At 68.7% G+C, this 21,835-nt stretch carries 19 protein-coding genes and 2 pseudogenes; 9 read left to right on the forward strand and 12 right to left on the reverse strand.

Features of this window, described 5'->3' with window-relative positions:
• Complete coding sequence (locus tag LK409_RS13040) at positions 1–777, forward strand: ABC transporter ATP-binding protein (RefSeq protein ID WP_003811180.1); 777 nt, start codon at positions 1–3, stop codon at positions 775–777.
• Positions 778–796: 19 nt separating this feature from the next.
• On the opposite strand, the gene LK409_RS13045 is transcribed toward LK409_RS13040, so the two are convergent.
• Positions 797–1,702: a pirin family protein gene (locus LK409_RS13045; RefSeq protein WP_010928833.1), complete on the reverse strand. Its 906-nt coding sequence runs from the start codon at positions 1,700–1,702 to the stop codon at positions 797–799.
• A gap of 77 nt (positions 1,703–1,779) precedes the next feature.
• Positions 1,780–2,478 (reverse strand): pirin family protein, encoded by a 699-nt coding sequence (locus LK409_RS13050; protein ID WP_003811176.1) that lies wholly within the window; start codon positions 2,476–2,478, stop codon positions 1,780–1,782.
• A gap of 159 nt (positions 2,479–2,637) precedes the next feature.
• Between LK409_RS13050 and LK409_RS13055 the strand changes: the two genes are divergently transcribed.
• Positions 2,638–3,582 carry a LysR family transcriptional regulator gene (locus LK409_RS13055; RefSeq protein ID WP_003811174.1) on the forward strand — a complete coding sequence of 315 codons (945 nt, stop codon included), beginning with the start codon at positions 2,638–2,640 and terminating at the stop codon, positions 3,580–3,582.
• A 9-nt stretch (positions 3,583–3,591) separates the two neighbouring features.
• Here LK409_RS13055 and ntrC read toward each other — a convergent pair whose 3' ends face one another.
• The 5 genes from ntrC to rdgB all read right to left on the reverse strand — a co-directional run bounded on the left by ntrC (position 3,592) and on the right by rdgB (position 9,700).
• Positions 3,592–5,079, reverse strand: coding sequence for a nitrogen regulation protein NR(I) (gene ntrC / locus LK409_RS13060; RefSeq protein WP_010930451.1), 1,488 nt, complete (start codon positions 5,077–5,079; stop codon positions 3,592–3,594).
• Entirely contained in the window at positions 5,079–6,146 is a 1,068-nt protein-coding gene (gene glnL / locus LK409_RS13065) for a nitrogen regulation protein NR(II) (RefSeq protein WP_003811167.1), read from the reverse strand. Before glnL ends, ntrC begins: the two co-directional genes overlap by 1 nt.
• Before the next feature lie 63 nt (positions 6,147–6,209).
• Positions 6,210–7,622 (reverse strand): type I glutamate--ammonia ligase, encoded by a 1,413-nt coding sequence (gene glnA / locus LK409_RS13070; protein ID WP_003811164.1) that lies wholly within the window; start codon positions 7,620–7,622, stop codon positions 6,210–6,212.
• A 185-nt stretch (positions 7,623–7,807) separates the two neighbouring features.
• Entirely contained in the window at positions 7,808–9,028 is a 1,221-nt protein-coding gene (hemW, locus tag LK409_RS13075) for a radical SAM family heme chaperone HemW (RefSeq protein WP_003811160.1), read from the reverse strand.
• Between the two features lie 21 nt (positions 9,029–9,049).
• Positions 9,050–9,700 (reverse strand): RdgB/HAM1 family non-canonical purine NTP pyrophosphatase, encoded by a 651-nt coding sequence (rdgB, locus tag LK409_RS13080; RefSeq protein ID WP_076879825.1) that lies wholly within the window; start codon positions 9,698–9,700, stop codon positions 9,050–9,052.
• 117 nt (positions 9,701–9,817) lie between these two features.
• On the opposite strand from rdgB, the gene LK409_RS13085 reads away from it, so the two are divergent.
• A complete protein-coding gene (locus LK409_RS13085) occupies positions 9,818–11,620 on the forward strand; it encodes an EAL domain-containing protein (protein ID WP_003811157.1) in 1,803 nt (600 codons plus the stop codon).
• A gap of 135 nt (positions 11,621–11,755) precedes the next feature.
• Here the strand turns inward: LK409_RS13085 and LK409_RS13090 are convergent.
• Together LK409_RS13090 and LK409_RS13095 are read right to left on the reverse strand one after the other, a co-directional pair.
• Positions 11,756–13,189, reverse strand: a pseudogene (locus LK409_RS13090) (methyl-accepting chemotaxis protein); the annotation flags it as partial.
• A gap of 82 nt (positions 13,190–13,271) precedes the next feature.
• Entirely contained in the window at positions 13,272–14,177 is a 906-nt protein-coding gene (locus tag LK409_RS13095) for a LysR family transcriptional regulator (protein ID WP_003811152.1), read from the reverse strand.
• A gap of 182 nt (positions 14,178–14,359) precedes the next feature.
• On the opposite strand from LK409_RS13095, the gene LK409_RS13100 reads away from it, so the two are divergent.
• Positions 14,360–15,736 (forward strand): MmgE/PrpD family protein, encoded by a 1,377-nt coding sequence (locus LK409_RS13100; protein ID WP_010928837.1) that lies wholly within the window; start codon positions 14,360–14,362, stop codon positions 15,734–15,736.
• 132 nt (positions 15,737–15,868) lie between these two features.
• On the opposite strand, the gene rph is transcribed toward LK409_RS13100, so the two are convergent.
• A complete protein-coding gene (rph, locus tag LK409_RS13105) occupies positions 15,869–16,621 on the reverse strand; it encodes a ribonuclease PH (protein ID WP_010928838.1) in 753 nt (250 codons plus the stop codon).
• Between the two features lie 136 nt (positions 16,622–16,757).
• Here rph and LK409_RS13110 point away from each other — a divergent pair.
• From LK409_RS13110 to LK409_RS13120, 4 genes and pseudogenes are all read left to right on the forward strand, one after another.
• A pseudogene (locus tag LK409_RS13110) lies at positions 16,758–17,685 on the forward strand (YicC/YloC family endoribonuclease).
• Positions 17,686–17,955: 270 nt separating this feature from the next.
• The gene (locus LK409_RS13115; RefSeq protein ID WP_010928839.1) at positions 17,956–18,111 is read left to right on the forward strand and encodes a hypothetical protein; all 156 of its coding nucleotides are present in this window, start codon (positions 17,956–17,958) and stop codon (positions 18,109–18,111) included.
• 12 nt (positions 18,112–18,123) lie between these two features.
• Entirely contained in the window at positions 18,124–18,252 is a 129-nt protein-coding gene (locus tag LK409_RS22705) for a hypothetical protein (protein ID WP_010928840.1), read from the forward strand.
• Positions 18,249–18,533 carry a helix-turn-helix domain-containing protein gene (locus tag LK409_RS13120; protein ID WP_003811141.1) on the forward strand — a complete coding sequence of 95 codons (285 nt, stop codon included), beginning with the start codon at positions 18,249–18,251 and terminating at the stop codon, positions 18,531–18,533. The genes LK409_RS22705 and LK409_RS13120 overlap by 4 nt, the downstream gene beginning before the upstream one ends.
• Before the next feature lie 58 nt (positions 18,534–18,591).
• Here the strand turns inward: LK409_RS13120 and LK409_RS13125 are convergent, their stop codons facing one another.
• Complete coding sequence (locus LK409_RS13125) at positions 18,592–20,082, reverse strand: AMP nucleosidase (protein ID WP_003811138.1); 1,491 nt, start codon at positions 20,080–20,082, stop codon at positions 18,592–18,594.
• 244 nt (positions 20,083–20,326) lie between these two features.
• On the opposite strand from LK409_RS13125, the gene LK409_RS13130 reads away from it, so the two are divergent.
• The gene (locus LK409_RS13130; RefSeq protein WP_041937246.1) at positions 20,327–20,926 is read left to right on the forward strand and encodes a C40 family peptidase; all 600 of its coding nucleotides are present in this window, start codon (positions 20,327–20,329) and stop codon (positions 20,924–20,926) included.
• 4 nt (positions 20,927–20,930) lie between these two features.
• On the opposite strand, the gene LK409_RS13135 is transcribed toward LK409_RS13130, so the two are convergent.
• Entirely contained in the window at positions 20,931–21,701 is a 771-nt protein-coding gene (locus LK409_RS13135; RefSeq protein ID WP_003811135.1) for an SDR family oxidoreductase, read from the reverse strand.
• Positions 21,702–21,835 lie beyond the last annotated feature (134 nt).

Raw genomic sequence — 21,835 nt, forward strand, 5'->3', positions numbered from 1 at the left:
TTGGCCGACCTGCTAGAACTCGATCACATCCGGCTGGGCTACGACACGCCCCAGGGCCTGAAGACCATCATCGACGATCTGTCGCTGAGCCTGCCCGCCGGCCACATCGGCTGCCTGCTGGGCGAATCCGGCTGCGGCAAGACCACCGTGCTGCGCGCCATCGCCGGCTTCGAGCCGGTGCTGGCCGGGCACATCGCGCTGGACGGCGCCGTCATTTCGTCGCCCGACGTGCAGGTGGCGCCCGAGCTGCGCCGCGTCGGCATGATGTTCCAGGACTACGCCCTCTTCCCGCACCTGAGCGTCAGCCAGAACGTGGCCTTCGGCCTGCGCCGGCTGTCGCGCCCGGCGCGCGCGCAGCGCGTGGCCGAAATGCTGGAACTGGTCGGCCTGGCGCAATCGGCCGACAGCTATCCGCACGAGATCTCCGGCGGCCAGCAGCAGCGCGTGGCGCTGGCGCGGGCCATGGCGCCCTCGCCCGACCTGCTCCTGCTCGACGAGCCGTTTTCCAATCTCGACGTGGATACGCGCGAACGCCTGGCCTTCGAGGTGCGCGAGATCCTCAAGCGCACCGGCCACACCGCCATCCTGGTCACGCACAACCAGGCCGAGGCCTTCGCCATCGCCGACCGCATCGGCGTCATGGCGCGCGGCCATATCGAGCAGTGGGACACCCCGTACAACCTGCACCAGCACCCGGCCAGTCCGTTCGTGCGCGATTTCATCCGCCGCGAAGCCCTGGTGGAACAGCGCCTGCAGGCGTTCGACCGCGGGCGCTAGCAGGGACGCGGCGGACCGCTCAGGAGCGCGGCGGCGGCAAGGGGATGAACTCGGTTTCGTCGCCCGGCACGACCTGGCCGAAGCGGTTCCTGGTCCAGTCTTCCTTGGCCTGTTCGATGCGGTCCTTGCTGCTGGAGACGAAGTTCCACCAGATGAAGCGCGGGCCGTCCAGGGGCTCGCCGTCCACCAGCGCCATGCGCGCCGCCGTCTGCGCGCGGATCGTCACCGCCACGCCCGGCGCGAACACGATCAGGCGGCCGGGTTCGTACGCCTGCCCCTCGATGTCCACCGTCCCCTCGACCAGGTAGGCGGCGCGCTCTTCGTGCTCGGGCGGCACCACCACCGTGGCCCCGGCCTGCAGCTGCACGTCGCCGTAGAACAGCGGCGACAGCGTGCGCACGCCGGAGGTCTGGCCAAACAGCGAGCCGGCGATCACCTGGGCGCGCACGCCCTCGCCTTCGACCACCGGTTGCGCCTGCGTGCCATAGTGCACGAAACCCGGGTCGGTTTCCTCCTGCTCCTTGGGCAGGCCCACCCACATCTGCAGGCCATACATGCGCAGCGGGGCCAGCCGGCTTTCCGGCGCGGTGCGCTCAGAATGCACGATGCCGCGGCCGGCTGTCATCCAGTTGACCTCGCCGGGCAGGATGGTCTGGACATTGCCGGCCCCGTCCCGGTGCACCAGCGAGCCCTCGTAGAGATAGGTCACCGTGGCCAGCCCGATATGCGGGTGGGGCCGCACGTCCATGCCCACGCCGGCGGGAAACTGCACCGGGCCCATCTCGTCGAGGAACACGAACGGCCCCACCGAGCGCTGCTGCGCCGACGGCAAGGCGCGGCGCACTTCGAATCCGCCCAGGTCGCTGGTGCGCGGCACCACGATGGTCTGTACCGCCGACTGCGGCGCATTGTTCAAAATCGACATGGCTCTCCTCCTGTACCGGCTGGCCGCGCGGCCGCGCCGTGGAAAAATGGGCGCCGGCTGGCGGCGCCCGTCTCACTTTACGGCAAATCGAATACCAGGACTTCGGCGCCTTCGCCGTCGCCCAGCCGCACCGCGGCCTCGTCCTGCAGCGCCAGGCCATCGCCCGCGCCCAGCCTCTGGCCATTGACGACCAGGCTGCCGCGCGCCACGTGCACCCACGAGCGGCGTCCGGCCGCCAACGGCAGCTCGGCGCTTTCCGTGCCGTCGAACAGGCCCGCGTACAGGCGCGCATCCTGGTGGATGCGCAGCGATCCGTCGGCGCCGTCGGGGGAAACCAGCTGGCGCAGCCGGCCGCGCTTGTCAGCCTCGGGAAAACGCTTCTCTTCGTACTCGGGCGCAATGCCCGCCACATCGGGCTCGATCCAGATCTGCAGCATATGGGTCGCGGCATCCGGCTGCGGGTTGAACTCCGAATGCATCACGCCGCGGCCGGCGCTCATGCGCTGCACATCGCCGGGGCGGATGGTCGAGCCGCTGCCCATGCTGTCCTTGTGCGCGATCGCGCCGTCCAGCACATAGGTGATGATTTCCATGTCCCGGTGGCCGTGCGTACCGAAGCCCCGGCCGGCGGCGATGCGGTCATCGTTGATCACACGCAGCGGCCCGAAGCCCATATGGGCCGGATCATAGTAATTGGCGAAGGAAAACGTATGGTGCGTATCGAGCCAGCCGTGGTTGGCATGGCCGCGTTCGGCGCTGCGACGCAGGGTAAGCATGGCGAACTCCTTATTTCAATAATATGAATGTTCCGTGCATCGGCCGGATGCCGAGTGCAGGCATTCACAACATGGGTCCATTGTGCCCCTCCCCCGGCGCCTTGATGAGGGATGGATTTGATGACATCATTCAATTAATTTGAATAAGTGGAAGTCGCCATGCCCCGTCCACGCGCCGCCCCGCCCCCCGGCCAGCCCATCACGCCCGACCTGCTCGTCATGGTCGACGCCATCGCCCGCCATGGCAGCTTCGCCAAAGCGGCGCGCGAACTGGGCAAGGTGCCTTCGGCCGTCACTTACGCCATCCGCAAGCTGGAAGACGGACTGGACGTGCTGCTGTTCGACCGCAGCGGCCATCGGGCCGCCCTCACGCCCGCCGGCCAGGCCCTGCTGGCCGAAGGCCGCCACGTGCTGCAATCGCTCGACGCGCTGGCCAGCCGCGTCAAGCGCGTCGCTACCGGCTGGGAAGGCGAATTGCGCATCGCCGTCAGCGCCGTGCTGCCCTGGACGCCGCTGTACGATCTGATCGAGGATTTTCGCGCCCTGGCCGGCGCCACCACCTTGCGCTTTTCCGCCGAAGTGCTCAGCGGCAACTGGGATGCGCTGGCCTCCGGCCGCGCCGACCTGCTGATCGGCGCCGACGCGGCGGGCGCGCCGTCGGGCGCCTACCGCACCCAGGCCATGGGGCAGACCCAGTTCGCCTTCTGCGTGGCGCCGCATCATCCGCTGGCCGCGTTGGGGCGCCCCCTGAGCGCGCGCGACATCGCGGCCTATTGCGCCATCGTGGTGGCCGACACGTCGCGCGACCTGCCGCCCCGCACGCGCGGCCTGCTGCGCGAACAGCCCGTGATCGTCATGCCCACCATGCAGGCGAAGATCGACGCCCAGGTGCGCGGCATCGGCGTGGGGCACCTGCCCCTGACCCTGGCCGCGCCCTACCTCGCCCAGGGCCTGCTGGCGACCTGCCCCACCGACGACGTCGTGCCGCTCACCGAGCAGGTGGTCTACGCCTGGCGCGATCCCAACCCCGGGCGGGCCTTGCAGTGGTGGCTGGAGCGGCTGCGCTCGCCCCGGCTGTGCGAAAGCCTGCTGGGCGTGTCGTGAAGGTTGGCGCTATTCGTCGTCGATACCCAGCTCGCGCAGCTTGCGCGTGATGGTATTGCGGCCGATGCCCAGCCGCGATGCAGCCTCCACCCGCCGCCCCCGGCTCGCATCCAGGGCGCTTTGCAGCAGGATCTTCTCGAACTGGCGCGTCAGCGTCGCCATGACCGCCGGCTCGCCGCGCTCGAGGCGGAACTGCGCATCGCGCAGCAAGGCTGCGTGCCAGTTGCGCGGCGCGGCATCCGGCGCCTCGGCCGGGGCCGGCGCCGTCCCGGCCGCGGCCGCCGCGGCAGCCGGTTCGGCCTGCCGGGCCGCCGCCTGCTGGTGTTCGACCGCCCGGATTTCGGGCGGCAGGTCGTTGCGATCGATCGTCTGCCCCGGAGCCATGACCGTCAGCCAATGGCAGAAGTTCTCCAGCTGGCGCACATTGCCGGGAAAATCGAAACGCGCCAGCACGGCCAGCGCGTCGGGCGTCAAGCGCTTGACCGGCACGCCCAGCGCCCGGGCGCTGGTGGCCAGGAAGTGCTGGGCCAGCGCCGGAATATCCTCGACCCGTTCGCGCAGCGGCGGCAGGCGCAGGCGGATCACATTGAGACGATGGAACAGGTCCTCCCGGAACAGGCCCTGCTCGACGCGCTGTTCGAGCGGCTGGTGGGTGGCCGCGACGATGCGCACATCCACGCGCACCGGTTGCGCCCCGCCCACGCGGTAGAAACTGCCCTCGGCCAGCACGCGCAGCAGGCGGGTCTGCAACTCGATCGGCATATCGCCGATCTCGTCGAGGAACAGCGTGCCGCCATGCGCCTCCTCGAAGCGTCCGCGCCGCAGCGTATTGGCTCCGGTGAAGGCCCCACGCTCGTGCCCAAACAACTCGGCCTCCAGCAGGTCGCGCGGAATCGCCGCGGCGTTCAGCGCCACGAACGGCCCGCCGGCGCGCGCGCCGTGCCCATGCAGGGCCCGCGCCACCAGCTCCTTGCCGGTGCCGGACTCGCCGGTGATCAGCACCGTCACCTTGGACTGGGCCAGCCGGCCTATGGCGCGAAACACTTCCTGCATCGCGGTGGACGAGGACTGCGTCATCACCCAGCGCTCGCCGTTCTGCGCCGGCTCGCCCGCCGCGCCCGCGTCGGCCGCCGGCTCGCCCTCCTGCATGGCGCGCTGGATCAGCGCCACCGCCTCGTTGACGTCGAATGGCTTGGCCAGGTAATCGAACGCGCCGCCCTGGAACGCCGACACCGTGCTGTCCAGGTCGGCGAAGGCGGTCATGACGATCACCGGCAGCCCGGGATTGCGCTCCTTGATCTGGCGCAGCAGTTCAAGCCCATCGCCGCCCGGCATGCGGATGTCCGACACCAGCACCGACGGCACGTCGGCCGCCAACGCCTGCAGGACATCGGCGGCCCGGGAGAAGCTGCGGGTGGCGATGCCGGCCCGCGCCAGGGCCTTCTCGAGCACCCAGCGGATAGCCTGGTCGTCGTCAACAATCCAAACGGGTTTCATCAAAGTGGGGGCTCCATCGGTAATACCAGCCGGAATTCGGTGTGCCGCGCACGGGACTCGAATTCGATGATGCCTCCGTGCTGCTGCACGAAATCCTGGGCCAGGCTCAGGCCCAGCCCGGTGCCGCCGGCGCGCGCGGTCACCAGCGGATGGAAAATGCGCTCGCGGATGTGCTCGGGCACGCCCGGCCCGTTGTCCAGCACCGACACGACCAGCGCCAGCCGGTGCTGCCGGTGCGCCAGCATGACCTGGCGCGCCACCCGCGTGCGTAGCACGACGCGCGGCGCGGGCACGTCGGCGCCCGGCTTCTGCTGCACCAGCTCCTGCGCCGCGTTGCGCGCCACATTCAGCACCGCCTGCATCAGCCTGGCCGCGTCGCCGCGCAGCTCGGGCACCGACGCGTCATAGTCGCGCACCAGTTCGACCGCGTCGCGGAACTCGGCCTGGATCAGCGCGCAGACGCGCTCGCAGATTTCATGGATGTTCACCGGCCGCGCGGCCAGCGGCACGCGCTGCGGACCGCTCAGCCTGTCGACCAGCGCCTGCAGCCGGTCGGCCTCGGTGATGATGACCTGGGTATATTCGGCCAGGGCCGCGCTGGGCAGCTCGGCTTCCAGCAGCTGGGCCGCGCCGCGCAGGCCGCCCAGGGGGTTCTTGACCTCGTGCGCGAGATTGCGCAGCAATTCGCGATGCGATTCGATTTCGTCGACCAGCCGCTGGTTGCGATCGGCCAGCACGCGCTGCTCGATCTCGCGCGTCTCGATCAATACCGGCCAGGCCTGGCCGGACAGCGACACCGTCGTGACGGTGACCTCCACCGACTCGACCACCCGCCGCAGCGAGGCCAGCTGGCGCACGTCGGCAAACTTGCCGGCGGCCGCGCTGTCGATGGCCGATTGCAGGTCTTCGGGATTGTCGAACAGCGTCGCGGCCGACAGGCCTCGCAACTGCTTGCGGGAACGGCCGAACAGGTCCTCGGCGGCGGCATTGGCGTATTCGATATGCCCGCGCTCGTTCAGCAGGAAGACCGATGTGGCCAGCAGATCAAAAGCATCGACATTCGTCATAGGAGGCAACCGGGACGGCGCGGCGGGCGGGCCGCGAGGCCCGCCGCCGCACAGCCTCCCGGATTACAGGCTGTAGTACATGTCGAATTCGACCGGATGCGTGGTCATGCGCAGACGCGTGACTTCGCCCATCTTCAGTTCGATGTAGGCGTCGAGCATGTCGTTGCTGAACACGCCGCCACGGGTCAGGAACTCGCGATCCTTGTCCAGCGCGGCCAGGGCCTCTTCCAGCGACGCGCAGACGGTCGGGATCTTGGCGTCTTCTTCCGGCGGCAGGTCGTACAGGTTCTTGTCGGCCGGGTCGCCCGGGTGGATCTTGTTCTGCACGCCGTCCAGGCCGGCCATCATCAGGGCCGAGAACGCCAGGTACGGGTTGGCCAACGGATCCGGGAAGCGCGTCTCGATGCGGCGCGCCTTGGGGTTGCCGACGTACGGGATGCGGATCGAGGCCGAGCGGTTGCGGGCCGAATAGGCCAGCTTCACCGGCGCCTCGAAGTGCGGCACCAGGCGCTTGTACGAGTTGGTACCCGGATTGGTGATGGCATTGAGCGCGCGGGCGTGCTTGATGATGCCGCCGATGTAGTACAGCGCGAACTCCGACAGGCCGGCGTAGCCGTTGCCCGCGAACAGGTTCTGGCCGTCCTTCCAGATCGATTGGTGCACGTGCATGCCCGAGCCGTTGTCGCCGACGATGGGCTTGGGCATGAACGTCGCGGTCTTGCCGTATACGTGCGCCACGTTGTGGATCACGTACTTCATGACCTGGTTCCAGTCCGCGCGTTGCACCAGCGTGCTGAACTTGGTGCCGATTTCCAGCTGGCCGGGCGCGGCCACTTCATGGTGGTGCACTTCGACCGGCACGCCCATCTGCTCGAGCAGCAGGCACATTTCGGAACGCATGTCCTGGAACGAATCGACCGGCGGCACGGGGAAGTAGCCGCCCTTGGGGCCCGGACGATGGCCCATGTTGCCGCCTTCGAATTCCAGGCCGCTGGACCACGGCGCCTCTTCCGACTTGATCTTGACGAAGGTGCCCGACATGTCGGTGTTCCAGGTCACGCCGTCGAACACGAAGAACTCGGGTTCCGGACCGAAGTAGGCGGTATCGCCCAGGCCGGAGGACTTCAGGTAGGCTTCGGCGCGCTTGGCCAGCGAACGCGGGTCGCGGTCATAGCCCTTCAGGTCCGACGGCTCGACCACGTCGCAGCTCAGGATCAAGGTCGGCTCTTCGCGGAACGGGTCCAGGTTGGCCGTGTCCAGGTCGGGAATCAACAGCATGTCGGAGGCTTCGATGCCCTTCCAGCCCGGGATCGACGACCCGTCGAACGCCTGCCCGCTCTCCAGCTTGTCCTCGTCGACAGCCGAGGTGGGAACGGAAACGTGGTGCTCGCGCCCGAGCGTATCGGTGAAGCGGAAATCCACGAACTTGACTTCGTTGTCGGCGATCTGCTTGAGAACGTCTTTGGGGCTTGCCATGTCATCTCCATAAGATAAAAGCGTCGAGGGCCTTGGTTGCCCGACTGGCAATAAACAGGCAAGCAAAATGCGCGCCAGGTCCCGCACTCCTGGAAGGAGGCGGCCGCGGAATGCGAAAACAGGAATTCAGCACCATTATGGTGCAAAACACGGGGCGCTGGTTGCCCTACTTTGGTGCGCAGCGATTACAGGAACATTTCCTGCAGATCGTTCAGGAAGCGCCAGCCCAGTGCGGTGGCGCGCAGGCGGGTCGGATCGGCGTCGAGCAGGCCGCGCCGGGTCGCTGCTTCCAATTGGTGCGCGATGGCCGCCAGCGACAGGCCAGTGCGCTCGCCAAACGAGGACGCGGCCACGCCTTCTTTCAGGCGCAGCGCATTGAGCATGAACTCGAACGGCAGTTCGCCCGCCCCGACGACCCGGCTTTCGGCCACATGGCTGCCATCGCGCGCCATGGCGCGCTGCATCCAGGAATCCGGATTGCGCAGGCGCGCCTGGCGTTCGATGCGGTCGTGAAACGACAGCTTGCCATGGGCGCCGGGCCCCAGGCCCAGGTAGTCGCCGAACTCCCAGTAATTGAGATTGTGCCGGCAACGCGCGCCCCGGCGGGCATAGGCCGAGACCTCATAACGCGCCAGCCCGGCCTGGGCCAGGGTCTCCTCGACCATGTCCTGCATGGCGGCGCTGGCATCGTCGTCCGGCAATTCCGGCGGGTATTTGGCGAAAACCGTATTGGGCTCCAGCGTCAGGTGATACAGCGACAGGTGTTCCGTGCCGAAGGCAAGCGCCTGGCGCAAGTCCGCGCGGCACTGCTCGAGCTCCTGGCCCGGCAAGGCGAACATCAGGTCCAGGTTGACGCGCTCGACCGCCTGCTGCGCCATGGCGATGGCCGCGCGCGCCTGGGCCGCGTCATGGATGCGGCCCAGCCTGGACAGCTGGGCATCGTCAAAGCTCTGGATGCCCAGCGACAGCCGCGTCACGCCGCTGGCCGCGTAATCGCGGAAGCGTCCGGCCTCGGCAGTGCCCGGGTTGGCCTCCATGGTGATTTCGGCGTCCGGCAGCAGGTTCAGGCAGGCGCGCAGCATCGCCAGCAGCTCGTCCAGCCCCGCCGCCGACAGCAGGCTGGGCGTGCCGCCGCCGATGAAGACGGAAATGACCTGGCGCCCCCATACCTCGGGCACGGCCTGCTCCAGGTCGGCGCGCAGCGCGTCCAGGTAGGCGCGTTCGGGAATCTCGCCCGGCGCGGCATGCGAATTGAAGTCGCAATAGGGACACTTGCGCACGCACCAGGGCACGTGCACATAGACCGACAGCGGCGGCAGGCTGGTCAGCGTGGCGCCGGCCGGCGCGAGGACGCGCGCGCCGGCGGCCGGCCCGCCCAGGTTGCGGATGGGAATCGTGATGGCCATGCGCGTAGTCGCCTCGACCGGCTAGGGCCGGTCCACCGGCCCGGTTGCGCGCAGCTTGTCCAGCAGCTGCGCCAGGGCCTGCGCCCGGTGGCTGATGCGGTTCTTGTGCTCCGGCGCCAGTTGGGCGGCGGTGCAGCCCTGCTGCGGCAGATAGAAATGCGGGTCGTAGCCGAAGCCATGCTCGCCGGCCGGCGCATCGACGATCTCGCCGTGCCAGAGCCCTTCGCCAATGAGCGGACAGGGATCGTTCTCGGTGCGCACCAGCGCCAGCAGCGCCACATACCAGGCGCGCCGGTCGCCGGCCGCGGCCAGCTCGCGCACCAGCAAGGCGTTGTTGGCCGCGTCGCTGCGGGCGCCGCCGGGCTGCTGGGCGTAGCGGGCCGAATGCACGCCCGGCGCCCCGCCCAGCGCCACCACGCACAGGCCCGAATCGTCGGCCAGGGCCGGCAGGCCGGTATGCCGGCTGGCGTGGCGGGCCTTGGCCAGCGCGTTCTCGACAAAGGTGGCGTGAGGCTCCGCGGCCTCCGAGACGCCCAATTCGCTTTGCGGCACCAGTTCTATCCCAAGCGGGGCGAACAGGGCCGAGAATTCGCGCAATTTGCCGGCATTGTTGGATGCAAGTACCACGCGACGCAAGTTTGGATTGAGTATTTCTGCGGACATGGGCAACATTGTAGAACGGGATGCGGCCGCCTCGGCGCGACTGGCGAACCTACGCAACATCGCGGCAATAATGACTCGTCATGATATTGACCCCGGCCTGCCTGGCCCTTTGCGCATACGCCCAGCATGATCTCGTCTTCCGCAGCAGACCTCCATGCCGACGCCGGCCTGGCCGCCATTCTCCAGGGCGGCCTGCTCAATCCCTGCTACCAGCCGGTGGCCGACCTGGCGCAGGATCGTATTTTCGGCCATGAAAGCCTGATCCGAGGGCCGCACCAAAGCGTGCTGCACATGCCCGACGCCCTGTTCGCCGCGGCGCGCCGCGACGGCCTGCACGCCGAACTCGAACTGGCCAGCCTGCAGGCCGGCGCGCGCCGCTTCATCGAGCTGGATTCGCCCGGCAACCTGTTCCTGAATCTCTCCGGCGCCGTCCTGGTGGCGTGCTGGCGCCACTACGGCAGCGGGCTGCCGGTCATGCTGCTGGCCGACAGCGGCCTGGCGGCCGACCGCGTGGTCATCGAGATCACCGAATACGATCCGGTGGGCGGCGACCTGCCGGCCCTGAACCAGGCCCTGGCCTGCCTGCGCGCCAGCGGCATGCGGGTGGCGCTGGATGACTACGGCGTCGGCAACGCCAGCCTGCAGCTATGGGCCGAACTGGCCCCCGACCTGGTCAAGATCGACCGCTACTTCTTCAATGGCATCAGCCGCGACGAGCGCCGCCTGCAACTGGTGCGCTCCATGGTGTCGACGGCGCGCCAGCTCAACTCCACCCTGGTGGCGGAGGGCATCGAGAATGCCGACGACCTGCGCACGGTCTACGAGCTGGGCATACGCTACGCGCAAGGCTGGTTCCTGGGCCGTCCCGAGAACGAGCCGCGCACCGACCTGCCCACGGCGGCGCGCGCCTCGCTGCAGCCAGCCTGTGCGACGCAACCCACGCGCATCCCGGGCCACACGGCGCTGGCGCTGCGGGTCGAGGCGCCGCCGGTCATGCTGGCGCGCCACACCAACGACGACGTGCAGCGGCTGTTCCAGGAGCATCGCCACCTGCATGCCGTGGCGGTGCTGGACACCGACAGCCGGCCGGTAGGCATCATCAACCGGCGCGACTTCTCCGAGCACTACGCCCAGCGCTATACCCGCGACCTGTTCGGGCGCAATCCATGCTCGACGTTCATGAACCCCGACCCTGTGCTGGTGGACGTGCATACGTCGATCGACCAGCTCAGCCACGTGCTGCTGTCCGACGACCAGCGCTATCTGGCCGATGGCTTCGTCATCACGCGCGGCGGCCGCTACGACAGCCTGGGCACCGGCGAAGCGCTGGTGCGCTCGGTCACCGAAATGCGCCTCGAAGCCGCGCGCTACGCCAACCCGCTGACCTCGCTGCCGGGCAACATCCCCATCAGCCAGCACATCGCCCACCTGCTCGACCATGCGCTCGACTTCGTCGTCTGCTACGCCGACCTGGACAATTTCAAGCCGTTCAACGATGTCTACGGCTACTGGCGCGGCGACGACATGATCCGCCTGTGCGCCGACAGCATCAAGCGCCACTGCGACGCGCGCCGCGACTTCGTCGGCCACGTCGGCGGCGATGACTTCGTCGTCATGCTGCGCAGCACCGACTGGCGCCTGCGGATCGAGCGCATCATCGCCGAGTTCAACCTGCGCGCCCTCGACCTGTACGACGACCAGGGCCGCCACGACGGCGGCATCCGCGCCGAAGACCGCTACGGCGTGCTGCGCTTTTTCCCCTGCGTCACCCTGGGCATCGGCGCGCTGGAGGTCAGCCCGGTCGAACTAGGCAGCCACGTTCGCCCGGAGGACCTCGCCTCGGCCGCCGCCCGCGTCAAGCAGCAGGTCAAGCACGGCAACCTGGCGCTGCTGGTCCAGCGCTACCAACTGCCCGCCCGCGCCGCCTGAACGCGGCGCCACGCCGGCCAACCGGAACACCGCCACCGCCTGGCGCAAGGCCTGCGCCTGCGCTTCCAGCGAGGCCGCCGCCGCCGCGGTCTGCTCGGCCATGGCGGCATTCTGCTGCGTGGCGCGCTCGGCGTCCGCCACGGCCAGGTTGACCGAGGCAATGCCCGCGGCCTGCGTGGCGCTGGCCTCCGAAATACCGGCCACCAGTTGCGTCACACGGTCGATCGATTGCACGATCTCGCCCATGGTGGCGCCCGCCAGGTTGACCTGCTGCACCCCGCTGGCCACGCGCGCCGACGAATCGTCGATCAAGCCCTTGATCTCGCGCGCCGCCTGGGCGCTGCGCTGGGCCAGCGACCGGACTTCCCCGGCCACGACGGCGAAACCCCTGCCCTGCGGCCCGGCCCGCGCCGCCTCCACCGCCGCGTTCAAGGCCAGCACATTGGTCTGGAACGCCAGGCTGTCGACCAGCCCCACGATCTCGGCGATACGCTGCGCGCCGCTTGCGATGTCGCGCATGCTGGCGACCACCTGCGCGACCGCCGTTCCGCCCTGGCGCGCCAGCTCGGTGGCGCCGGCCGCCTGCCGGCTGGCCTGGTCGGCGTGCTCGGCGGTGGCGCGTACCGTGCCGGCCAGCTCCGCCATGCTGGCGGCGGCCTCCTGCAGCGCGCCCGCCTGGCGCGCCGTGCGGCCGGACATCTCCACGCCGCCGGCGGCGATCTCGCCCGAACCGGTGTGGATCTCCTCCACGCCATGGCGTACCGATTCGACCGCGCGGGTCAGCCCGCCCTGCATGCGTCGCATCGCCGAATACAGCACGCCGATCTCGTTGTCGCCGCGCGCCGCGATCGCGGCGGTCAGGTCGCCATCGGCGATGCGGTCGAAATGGCGGCCGGCCTCGGTCAAGGGCCGCAGCATCGCGCGGCGAAAGCCCAGCCGGATCACGACGGCCAGGACGGCCACCAGCGCCAGCAAGGCCGCCGCGCCCAGCACCATGCGTTCGAGCACGCGCGCGGCATCGGCCACGGCGGCGCGCCCCTGCTCCCGCGCATAGCCCTGGAAGGCATCGACCGCCTCGATGTAGCGCTCGGCCGCCTGCGGCAGCGCGCGTTCGGCCAGCCGGTTGGCCTCGATGCCGTTCCAGCCCTTGAGCGCGGCATGCAGCGGCGCCAGCGCCTGGACCGCCAGCGCGTCGTAGCCGGCCAGCACCTCGTCATACAAGGACGCGCCCTGCGCGGCCATCTCGGGGTTGGCGCGCAGGCGCTCCTGGCTGGCGCGGGCCTGCTCCAGCAGCGTGGCCGCCTGCGCCAGGGCCGCGTCGCGCTGCTCCTCCAGCCCGCCTTCCATATACGTCTTGGCGTCGGCCAGCACGGCGCGGGCCTGAAACAGCCAGCTGGTCGTATCGCCCAGGTCGCTGGCGCGTTCGATATTGCCGCGGCCCAGGGCTTCGATGGCAGCCTGGTTGTCGCGCAGCACCGCCACGCCCGCGCCGGCCGCCGCGGCGAACAACAGCACGAAAAATGCCAGCGTGGCCGACAGCGCGGCCGCAAGTTTGAGTTTCTTTCGCATCGGGATCCGCAAGTGAGGCTAAGCCGCGCATGGCGGCGTCGCCGCCATTATGGGCAGGCAGTCTTGCAGATTGTTGACACGCTCAGCCGGCCGCGTCCCCGTCGGCCACCAAGGTTTCCACCAGCTCGCGCGCGAAAACCGGCAGGCTGTCCAGGTTCTTCACGCAGATCTGCAGCTCGCGCACGGCCCACTCGTCGGTCAGCCCGACCAGCGCGATATCGAGGTTGCGCGCGTAGCGCAGCGCGGCCGACTCCGGGATCACGCCGATGCCCACGCCGCTTTCGATCATGCGGCAGACCGCTTCGAAATTGCCCACCTCGACGCGGAACTTGAAGGTGCGCCCCAGGCTGGCGGCCGCCTGCACCAGGAACGGATGGATGGCGCTCCACTCGGACAAGCCGACATAATCGTCGGCCAGCGTATCGGCGAACGCCACCGACTCCTCGGCAGCCAGCCGGTGGCCGGCCGGCGTCACGACCACCAGCCTGTCCTTGCGGTACGGGATGAACTGCAGTTTCTGGTCCGGGGCGCAGCCGGCGACCACGCCGATATCGGCCGAGCCATCGGCCACCGCCCGCACCACCAGGTAGCTCAGCCGTTCGCGCAGCTCGACGTTGACGTCCGGGTGCGCCGCCAGGTAGCGCGCCAGCACGGCGGGCATGAACTCGGTCATCGCCGTCGTGTTGGCCAGCACGCGCACATGTCCTTTGACGCCGCGCGCGAACTCCTGCATGTCGCCGCGCATCTGCTCGACCTGCTGCATGACCGTGCGGGCATGGCGCAGCATGGCCTCGCCCGAGGGCGTCAGGGTCACGCCCTGGCTGGTGCGGTACAGCAACTGGGTGCCGAAATGCTCTTCGAGGTTCTTGACCCGCGTGCTGGCCGCCGGCAGCGACAGGTGCGACTTCTCGGCGCCGCGCGTCAGGCTGTGCCAATCGCCGATATGCACCAGCAGCTGCAGGTCGGTCAAATCGAAATGCGCGGCCATGCGCCCCCCCTCCTTCGGTAATCCATAACCCAGTGTTCGGCAATCGTAAATTGGCAGGGCGCCGGGCTTGGGGCACAGTGCTCGATTACGTTTCCGCAAACCCCATCATAAAAGAAGACGCAGCCCCTGGTCCTGCCCTACGTCGCCGGGCACGTGCTGGGCATGCGTCGCTCCTTCCGACCATGACCATGATCCCTTCCCCATCCGATCACCCCAGCGCCCGGCTGGCCGAATTCACCGCTGGCCTGCGCTACGAGGACATCCCGCCTCCCGTGCTCCGGCGCGCCGAAGACCTGTTCCTCGACAGCCTGGCTTCGATCCTGGCCGGCGCCGGCGCGCCACCAGTGCAGGCCATCGCGCGCTATGCCGCCGCCATGGGCCCGGCCGACGGTCCCTCCCAGAACCTGGTCACGCGCACCGGCACCACGCCGCTGTTCGCCGCCATGGTCAACGCCGCCGCCTGCCACGTGGTCGAACAGGACGACGTGCACAACGGCGCGGTGTTCCACCCCGCGGCGGTGGTATTCCCGCCGGCGCTGGCGGTCGCACAAGCGCTTGGCCGCAGCGGCCGCGAGCTGCTGACCGCGGCGGTGGCCGGCTATGAGGCCGGCATCCGCATCGGCGAATTCCTCGGCCGTTCGCACTACAGGATCTTCCATACCACCGCCACGGTCGGCCCCCTGGCCGCCGCCGTCACGGTCGGCCATCTGCTGCGGCTCGACGCCGCGCAGATGCTGCATGCCCTGGGCTCGGCGGGCACGCAATCGGCCGGCCTGTGGGAGTTCCTGCGCGATGCCGCGGACTCCAAGCAACTGCACACCGCGCACGCCGCCGCCGCGGGCATCACGGCGGCCTACCTGGCGCAGGACGGCTTCACCGGCGCGCAGCGCATCCTCGAGGGCGCGCAGGGCCTGGCCGCCGGCATGTCCAGCGACGCCGACCCCAGCCGGCTGCTCGACGGCCTGGGCCAGCGCTGGGCCCTGGCCGAGACCTCGTTCAAATACCACGCCTCGTGCCGCCACACCCACCCGGCGGCCGATGCCTTGCAGCACGTGATGCGCGAACATGGCCTGCGCGCCGCCGACCTGGCGGCGGTCGAAACCCTGGTGCACCAGGGCGCCATCGACGTGCTGGGCCCGGTCACCGCCCCCGCCACCGTCCATCAATCGAAGTTCTCGATGGGCACCGTGCTGGCGCTGATCGCGCTGCGCGGCCACGCCGGCCTCACCGAATTCGACGCCGCCCCGGGCGACGCCGAGGTGGCGGCGCTGCGCGACAAGGTGCGCATGACGCTGGACGACGAGGTGAACCGCGCCTACCCCAGGCGCTGGATCGGCAAGGTCAACGTCACCACCACCGACGGCCGCCGCCTCCACGGCCGCGTCGACGAGCCCAAGGGCGACCCCGGCAACACCCTCTCGCGCCCCGAAATCGAAGACAAGGTCGCGCGGCTGGCGCGCTACGGCGGACACGCTACCGAAAGCGAAGTCCGCGCCCTGATCGACCGGGTATGGCGCATCGCCGAGCAGGAGCGCGTGGGCAAGCTGTTGAGCGAGTAAGGCAGTGGCCAGGACGGACCACGGGGTGCCTGTCCCGGCGGTCGAGTGCGCATGGCACACCAGATCAGCGGGGAGGACAGGCACCCCGGATTCAGCGCGTGCCAGTCCCCCTGCGGGGACAGGCACGCGGGTTTACTGCAATGCCTCGCGCTGCGCCCGCACGAGCTGGGCGATGCCGCCTTCGGCCAGCCCCAGCATCGTGTCGAGTTCGCCGCGCGTGAAGGTGGCGCCCTCGCCGGTGCCCTGCACTTCGACGAATGCGCCGCTGCCGGTCATCACCACATTGACGTCGGCCGCGCAGGCCGAATCTTCCTGGTAATCCAGGTCCAGCACCGCGCGTCCATCCACCAGGCCGACCGACACGGCGGCGACCGCGTCGCGGATCGGGTTGTGCGCCAGGTCGCCGCGCTGCATCAGCAGCGCCACGGCGTCGGCGGCGGCCACCCAGGCGCCCGTGATGCTGGCGCAACGCGTACCGCCGTCGGCCTGCAGCACGTCGCAATCCAGGTGCAGGGTGCGTTCGCCCAGCAGGCGCAGGTCGAACACCGCGCGCAGGCTGCGGCCGATCAGGCGCTGGATTTCCTGGGTGCGGCCGCTTTGCTTGCCGCGCGCGGCCTCGCGGTCGCCGCGCGTATGCGTGGCGCGCGGCAGCATGCCGTACTCGGCGGTCACCCAGCCTTCGCCGCGTCCCTTCAGAAACGGCGGCACCTTCTCGAGCACGCTGGCCGTGCACAGCACATGCGTATTGCCCGCGCGCACTAGCACCGAGCCTTCGGCATAACGCGTGAAGCCGCGCTCCAGGCTGAACGGCCGCAAGGCGTCGACGGCGCGGCCGGCCGGACGGACGGACGGACGGGAAAGAGTATCGGCGGCGGAAGTGCTCACGGTTATCGGCTCCTGGAAATCTGACAATAGCGGGATTGTACGTGCCGGCGGCGCGCGCGCATCGGTTATCCTGCAAGCATCCTGCCGCCGGCCTGCGCGCGGCGGGCCTTTCATCGAATCACCTGGAATCCTCCCCATGATCCGCAGCATGACTGCCTTCGGCAACGCCCGCGCCGACCTCGAGCAGGACTCGCTCGCGCTCGAACTGCGCAGCGTCAACAGCCGTTATCTCGACCTGTATTTCCGCCTGCCCGACGAGCTGCGCCACGTCGAGACGCCGCTGCGCGAATTGCTGACCGCCAAGCTGGCGCGCGGCAAGGTCGAAGTGCGCGTGTCGTATACCCGCGCCGCCTCCACCGAACTCTCCACGCTGGACCCGCAATGGCTGCGCTCGCTGGCCGCGCAACTGGACAACGCGCGCGCCGTCCTGCCCGAAGTCGCCGCGCCGCGCCTGGTCGAACTGTTCAACTGGCCCGGCCAGCGCGGCAACGACGCGCTCGATCCGCAGGCCTGGGGCGCGGCCTGCATGCAGGCCGCCCAGCAAGCGCTGGCGCAGATGCAGGAAGGCCGCGCCCGCGAAGGCGAGCGCCTGGCCGCGATGATGCGCGAATGCGCCGACGGCGTGGGCCGCATTGTTGACGGCGTCGAAACCCACCTGCCCCAGCTGCTGGCCGATCACCGCGAGAAGCTGGCGCTCAAGCTGCGCGAAGCGGTCGAATCGGCCTTCCCCGGCGGCTTCGCCCACATCACCGGACCGGAGCTGTCCGAGCGCCTGACTCAGGAAGCCACCCTTTTCGCGTTGCGCATCGACGTCGCCGAAGAACTCTCGCGCCTGCGCTCGCACCTCGAAGAATTGCGCCACCTGCTGGGCGACGGCCCCGCCAAATCCGACGCCAAGCGCGGCGGTAGCGCCGGCAAGCGCCTGGACTTCCTGTTCCAGGAAATGAACCGCGAGGCCAACACCCTGGGTTCCAAAGGCCGGCAGCCTGGAAGTCACGCGCGCGGCGATGGATCTCAAGCTGCTGATCGAGCAGATGCGCGAACAGGCGCAGAACCTGGAGTGAGGCGACGGGAGGGCCCTGGCCTTCCCCCCTGCCGCTGCCGCATCCGCCGCCACAGACTCCGAAGCGCCGCCTGATTGCCGCAAGAGACATTGCCCAATCAACCCAGAAATGGGTGACAAATTCGTCTCGGGCTTCTCAATCAGCCGGGTAGGTCTCAATACAATGCAGCCGACAGCATCGCCCCCGGCATAGACCGGTGCCCCTGAAATCCTTTTCAGTCGTTGTTGTTTCAACTAATCCATTGGATTAGAATAGAACATCTACGAAATCATGCACGGCATTGCCGAACTGCCCACCTACATTCGCTTGGCCGACAAGCTCTTGGGCCCGCAAGAGCGCCAAGACCTGATCGGCTATCTGGCCGCACATCCTGAAGCCGGAGACATCATGGAAGACACGGGCGGCGTGCGCGTCATCTACTACTAGCACGATGACCTCATGCCACTGTATCTGCTGGCGCTCTTTGCCAAGGGCGACAAAGCCAATCTGACCAAAGCCGAGCGTAATGAGCTGGCCGGCCTGGTCGATGTGTTGGTGAACATCTGGAAAGGACGAGCGAAATCTTGAGCACTGCATTCAACAATATTAGGCAGGGCCTGTCGGAAGCGATCGCTCACGCCAAGGGCAATGTTCATGGCGTGCGCGTGCATCGCCCCCGCCAGGTCGATGTCAAGGCCGTGCGTGCCAAAGTGGGCATGACCCAGGAACAGTTCGCCGCCCAGTTCGGTTTCTCGCCCGCAACCCTGCGGCACTGGGAACGTGGCGACCGCACTCCCCGGGGGGCCGCGCTGGTTCTGCTCAACGTGATCGACCGGAATCCCCAGGCGGTGATCGAAGCGCTGGCCTGACTGTCACCGTTGGCGTGCGAGGAACCGCCGGCTTTATCGCAGCGCCCGCCGGCCGCGCCTACTGGAACGCCGTTTCCATGAAGGTGCGCAGCTTGCGCGACTGCAGCCGCTCAGGCGGCATTTCGCGCAGGCGCTCCAGCGCCCGGATGCCGATCTCCAGGTGCTGGTTGACCTGGCGCCGGTAGAAGGCGCTGGCCATGCCGGGCAATTTGAGCTCGCCGTGCAACGGCTTGTCGGACACGCACAGCAGCGTGCCGTACGGCACCCGGAAACGGAAGCCGTTGGCCGCGATGGTGGCCGATTCCATGTCCAGCGCGATGGCGCGCGATTGCGCGAACCGCTGCACCAGTTCGCCCTGGTCGCGCAGCTCCCAGTTGCGATTGTCGATGGTGGCCACCGTGCCGGTGCGCATGATGCGCTTGAGCTCCCAGCCGGACAGGCCCGCCACTTCCTCGACTGCCTGCTCCAGCGCCACCTGCACCTCGGCCAGCGGCGGCACCGGCACCCAGGTAGGCAGGTCGGCGTCCAGCACGTGGTCCTCGCGCACGTAGCCGTGCGCCAGCACGTAATCGCCCAGGCGCTGCGAATCGCGCAGGCCGGCGCAATGGCCCAGCATCAGCCAGGCATGCGGGCGCAGCACGGCGATGTGGTCGGTAATGGTCTTGGCGTTGGACGGCCCCACGCCGATATTGACCAGCGTGATGCCCGAATGATTGGGGCGCACCAGGTGGTACGCCGGCATCTGCGGCAGGCGCACCGCCGCCGCCTCCACCGGCGCCTGGTCGCCGCGCCGCGTGATGCGGTTGCCCGGCTCGATCAGCGCGTCGTAGTCGCCGCCGCCGCTGGCCATCAGCCCGCGCGCCCACACGCAGAATTCGTCCACATAGAACTGGTAGTTCGTGAACAGCACGAAATTCTGGAAGTGCGTGGGCGCGGTGGCCGTGTAGTGCTGCAGGCGATGCAGCGAATAATCCACCCGCGTGGCCGTAAACGGCGCCAGCGGCCGGGGCTCGCCGGGCTGGCCGCGCCACGAGCCATTGACGATGGCGTCGTCGGTGACCGCCAGGTCGGGCACGTCGAACAGATCGCGCAGCGGCCGCCGCAGGTTCTCGATATGCTCGCCTTCCACGTAGGTGCCGTCCGGAAAGGCGAAATGCAGCGGAATCGGCATATCGGATTCGCCCACCTCCACCGGCACGCGGTGGTTCTGCAGCAGCAGGCCGATCTGCTCGATGAGATAGTCGCGGAACAGATGCGGCTGCGTGATGGTGGTCTGGTACTCGCCCGGCTCGGCCACGTGCCCGTACGACAGGCGCGAATCGATCGGATCGTAGGTCTGCACGCCGATGCGGATGGCCGGGTAGTAGGCGCGCACCCGTCCGGACAACTCACGCCCGCCCACCACCTCGTGGAACAGCTCGCGCACGAACCCGGTATTGCGGCGGTACAGCTCGATCAGGCGGTCGGTGGCGGCGACCGCGCTGTCGAAGGCCTCGAAGGGCACCGGGTCCGGGCAATGCAGTTGAGCGATCGAATAGTCGGAGGGCATGGGCGGGACGGATTCCGTAGTGACACGACAGCTTGTCTGTTGCGTCGATTATGCCCCACCAGCGTGTCGCCGGCCGGACACCGGCGCGGCTACATGCGCTTGCCTCGATGCTGCAAGCCTTTGCAAATGTAATGGAATATTATTCCATTACAATGCAGCGCAGGCGTTCCCTCGCGGACCGTCTTCGCCGCCGGCGCGCGCCTTGTCCAGCCATGCCGTCCACTGTCTTTCCCGAAGTGCCGTAATGACTCCCCCTACGCGAAAAGCCCGACTCCTGTCGCTGTCCCTGCCCGCCTTCCTGACCGCCCCGCTGCTCGCGCTGGGCCTGTCGCTCTCCCCCGATACCGCGCAAGCCGCGCTCTCGCCCAAGGCCCGCCCTTCGCTGCAGGGCCTGCGCCTGGCCGGCGAACCCACCGTTCCCACGCTGCGCGACCGCGTCGTCCAGGCCGGCCTGGACGCCATCGGCACACCCTACAGCTGGGGTGGCGACGACCCCGCCGATGGCTTCGATTGCAGCGGCCTGGTGCTGTTCGTGTACCGCCACACCGCCGGGCTGGAGTTGCCGCGCACCGCGCGCGCGCAGCGCGGCGCCGGGCACACCGTGGCCCGCAAGAACCTGCGGCCGGGCGACCTGGTGTTCTTTGCCACCCGCGGCCGCGGCGTGACCTCGCATGTAGGCATCTATATCGGCCAGGACCAGTTCGTGCACGCCCCCACGCGCGGCTCCAAGGTCCGCGTCGACAGCATGGACAACCGCTACTGGAACAAGCGCTTCGTCGGCGCGCGCCGCTATCTCGACACGCCCGCCGCCGGCGGCACCCTGCTGGCCGCCAGCGAGAACTGAAACCTCAGCCGCGTCCCACGAACGGCATGTTGGTGGCCATGATGGTCATGAACTGCACGTTCGTGTCCAGCGGCAGGCGGGCCATTTCGGCCACGGCGTGCGCGACATGCGCCACGTCCATGCGCGGCTCCTGGCGGGTGCTGCCATCGGCCTGCAGGATACCGGCGGCCATGCGCTCGGTCATCTCGGTGGCGGCGTTGCCGATATCGATCTGCCCGCAGGCGATGCCGTAGGGCCGGCAATCCAGCGAAATCGACTTGGTCAGGCCCGTGACCGCATGCTTGGTCGCGGTGTAGGCGATCGAGAACGGCCGCGGCGCATGCGCGGAAATCGAACCGTTGTTGATGATGCGCCCGCCCTGCGGCTGCTGCGCCTTCATCAGGCGGATCGCCGCCTGCGCGCACAGGAACATCCCGGTCAGGTTGGTATCCACCACGTCGCGCCAGGTCTCGACCGGCAACTCCTCGATGGGCACGGCCGGCGCGCCGCGCCCGGCATTGTTGAACAGCACATCCAGCCGGCCATAGGCGCGCTGCGTCTCGTCGAACAGCTCGCGCACCGATTCCTCGCGGGCCACGTCGGTCGGCACCACCAGCGCGCGCACGCCATCCTCGCCGGCGGCGATGCGGGTCTGCTCCAGCGGCTCGCGGCGCCGGCCTGCCAGCACCACGCGATACCCCTGCGCCAGGAATTCCAGCGCCACGGCACGGCCGATACCCGTGCCCGCCCCCGTCACCAATGCGACCTTGACGCCCGAATTAGCGTTGGCTTGCATGCCCCTCTCCTCTTTGTGTCACGTGTTCGGCGCATCCTAACCCAATCGTCGGACAGCTGCTGCAAGTGCCCGTGACTTTTTCGGACGAGTCCGTTCGACCAGGATGAACGACATTGCCCCTGTTAGGGACTGGT

The sequence above is a fragment of the Bordetella parapertussis genome (assembly GCF_020735925.1).
In the GTDB taxonomy this organism is placed as follows: domain Bacteria; phylum Pseudomonadota; class Gammaproteobacteria; order Burkholderiales; family Burkholderiaceae_B; genus Bordetella; species Bordetella pertussis.

Coding starts and splice junctions, on each gene's coding strand:
- glnL (WP_003811167.1), bottom strand. CDS start 6,146: ATGACGAATGTCGATGCTTTTGATCTGCTGGCCACATCGGTCTTCCTG.
- ntrC (WP_010930451.1), bottom strand. CDS start 5,079: ATGAAACCCGTTTGGATTGTTGACGACGACCAGGCTATCCGCTGGGTG.
- rdgB (WP_076879825.1), bottom strand. CDS start 9,700: ATGTTGCCCATGTCCGCAGAAATACTCAATCCAAACTTGCGTCGCGTG.
- hemW (WP_003811160.1), bottom strand. CDS start 9,028: ATGGCCATCACGATTCCCATCCGCAACCTGGGCGGGCCGGCCGCCGGC.
- LK409_RS13095 (WP_003811152.1), bottom strand. CDS start 14,177: ATGGCCGCGCATTTCGATTTGACCGACCTGCAGCTGCTGGTGCATATC.
- LK409_RS13135 (WP_003811135.1), bottom strand. CDS start 21,701: ATGCAAGCCAACGCTAATTCGGGCGTCAAGGTCGCATTGGTGACGGGG.
- LK409_RS13100 (WP_010928837.1), top strand. CDS start 14,360: ATGACCATGATCCCTTCCCCATCCGATCACCCCAGCGCCCGGCTGGCC.
- LK409_RS13045 (WP_010928833.1), bottom strand. CDS start 1,702: ATGTCGATTTTGAACAATGCGCCGCAGTCGGCGGTACAGACCATCGTG.
- LK409_RS22705 (WP_010928840.1), top strand. CDS start 18,124: ATGCCACTGTATCTGCTGGCGCTCTTTGCCAAGGGCGACAAAGCCAAT.
- LK409_RS13050 (WP_003811176.1), bottom strand. CDS start 2,478: ATGCTTACCCTGCGTCGCAGCGCCGAACGCGGCCATGCCAACCACGGC.
- LK409_RS13130 (WP_041937246.1), top strand. CDS start 20,327: ATGACTCCCCCTACGCGAAAAGCCCGACTCCTGTCGCTGTCCCTGCCC.
- glnA (WP_003811164.1), bottom strand. CDS start 7,622: ATGGCAAGCCCCAAAGACGTTCTCAAGCAGATCGCCGACAACGAAGTC.
- LK409_RS13085 (WP_003811157.1), top strand. CDS start 9,818: ATGATCTCGTCTTCCGCAGCAGACCTCCATGCCGACGCCGGCCTGGCC.
- LK409_RS13115 (WP_010928839.1), top strand. CDS start 17,956: ATGCACGGCATTGCCGAACTGCCCACCTACATTCGCTTGGCCGACAAG.
- LK409_RS13125 (WP_003811138.1), bottom strand. CDS start 20,082: ATGCCCTCCGACTATTCGATCGCTCAACTGCATTGCCCGGACCCGGTG.
- LK409_RS13055 (WP_003811174.1), top strand. CDS start 2,638: ATGCCCCGTCCACGCGCCGCCCCGCCCCCCGGCCAGCCCATCACGCCC.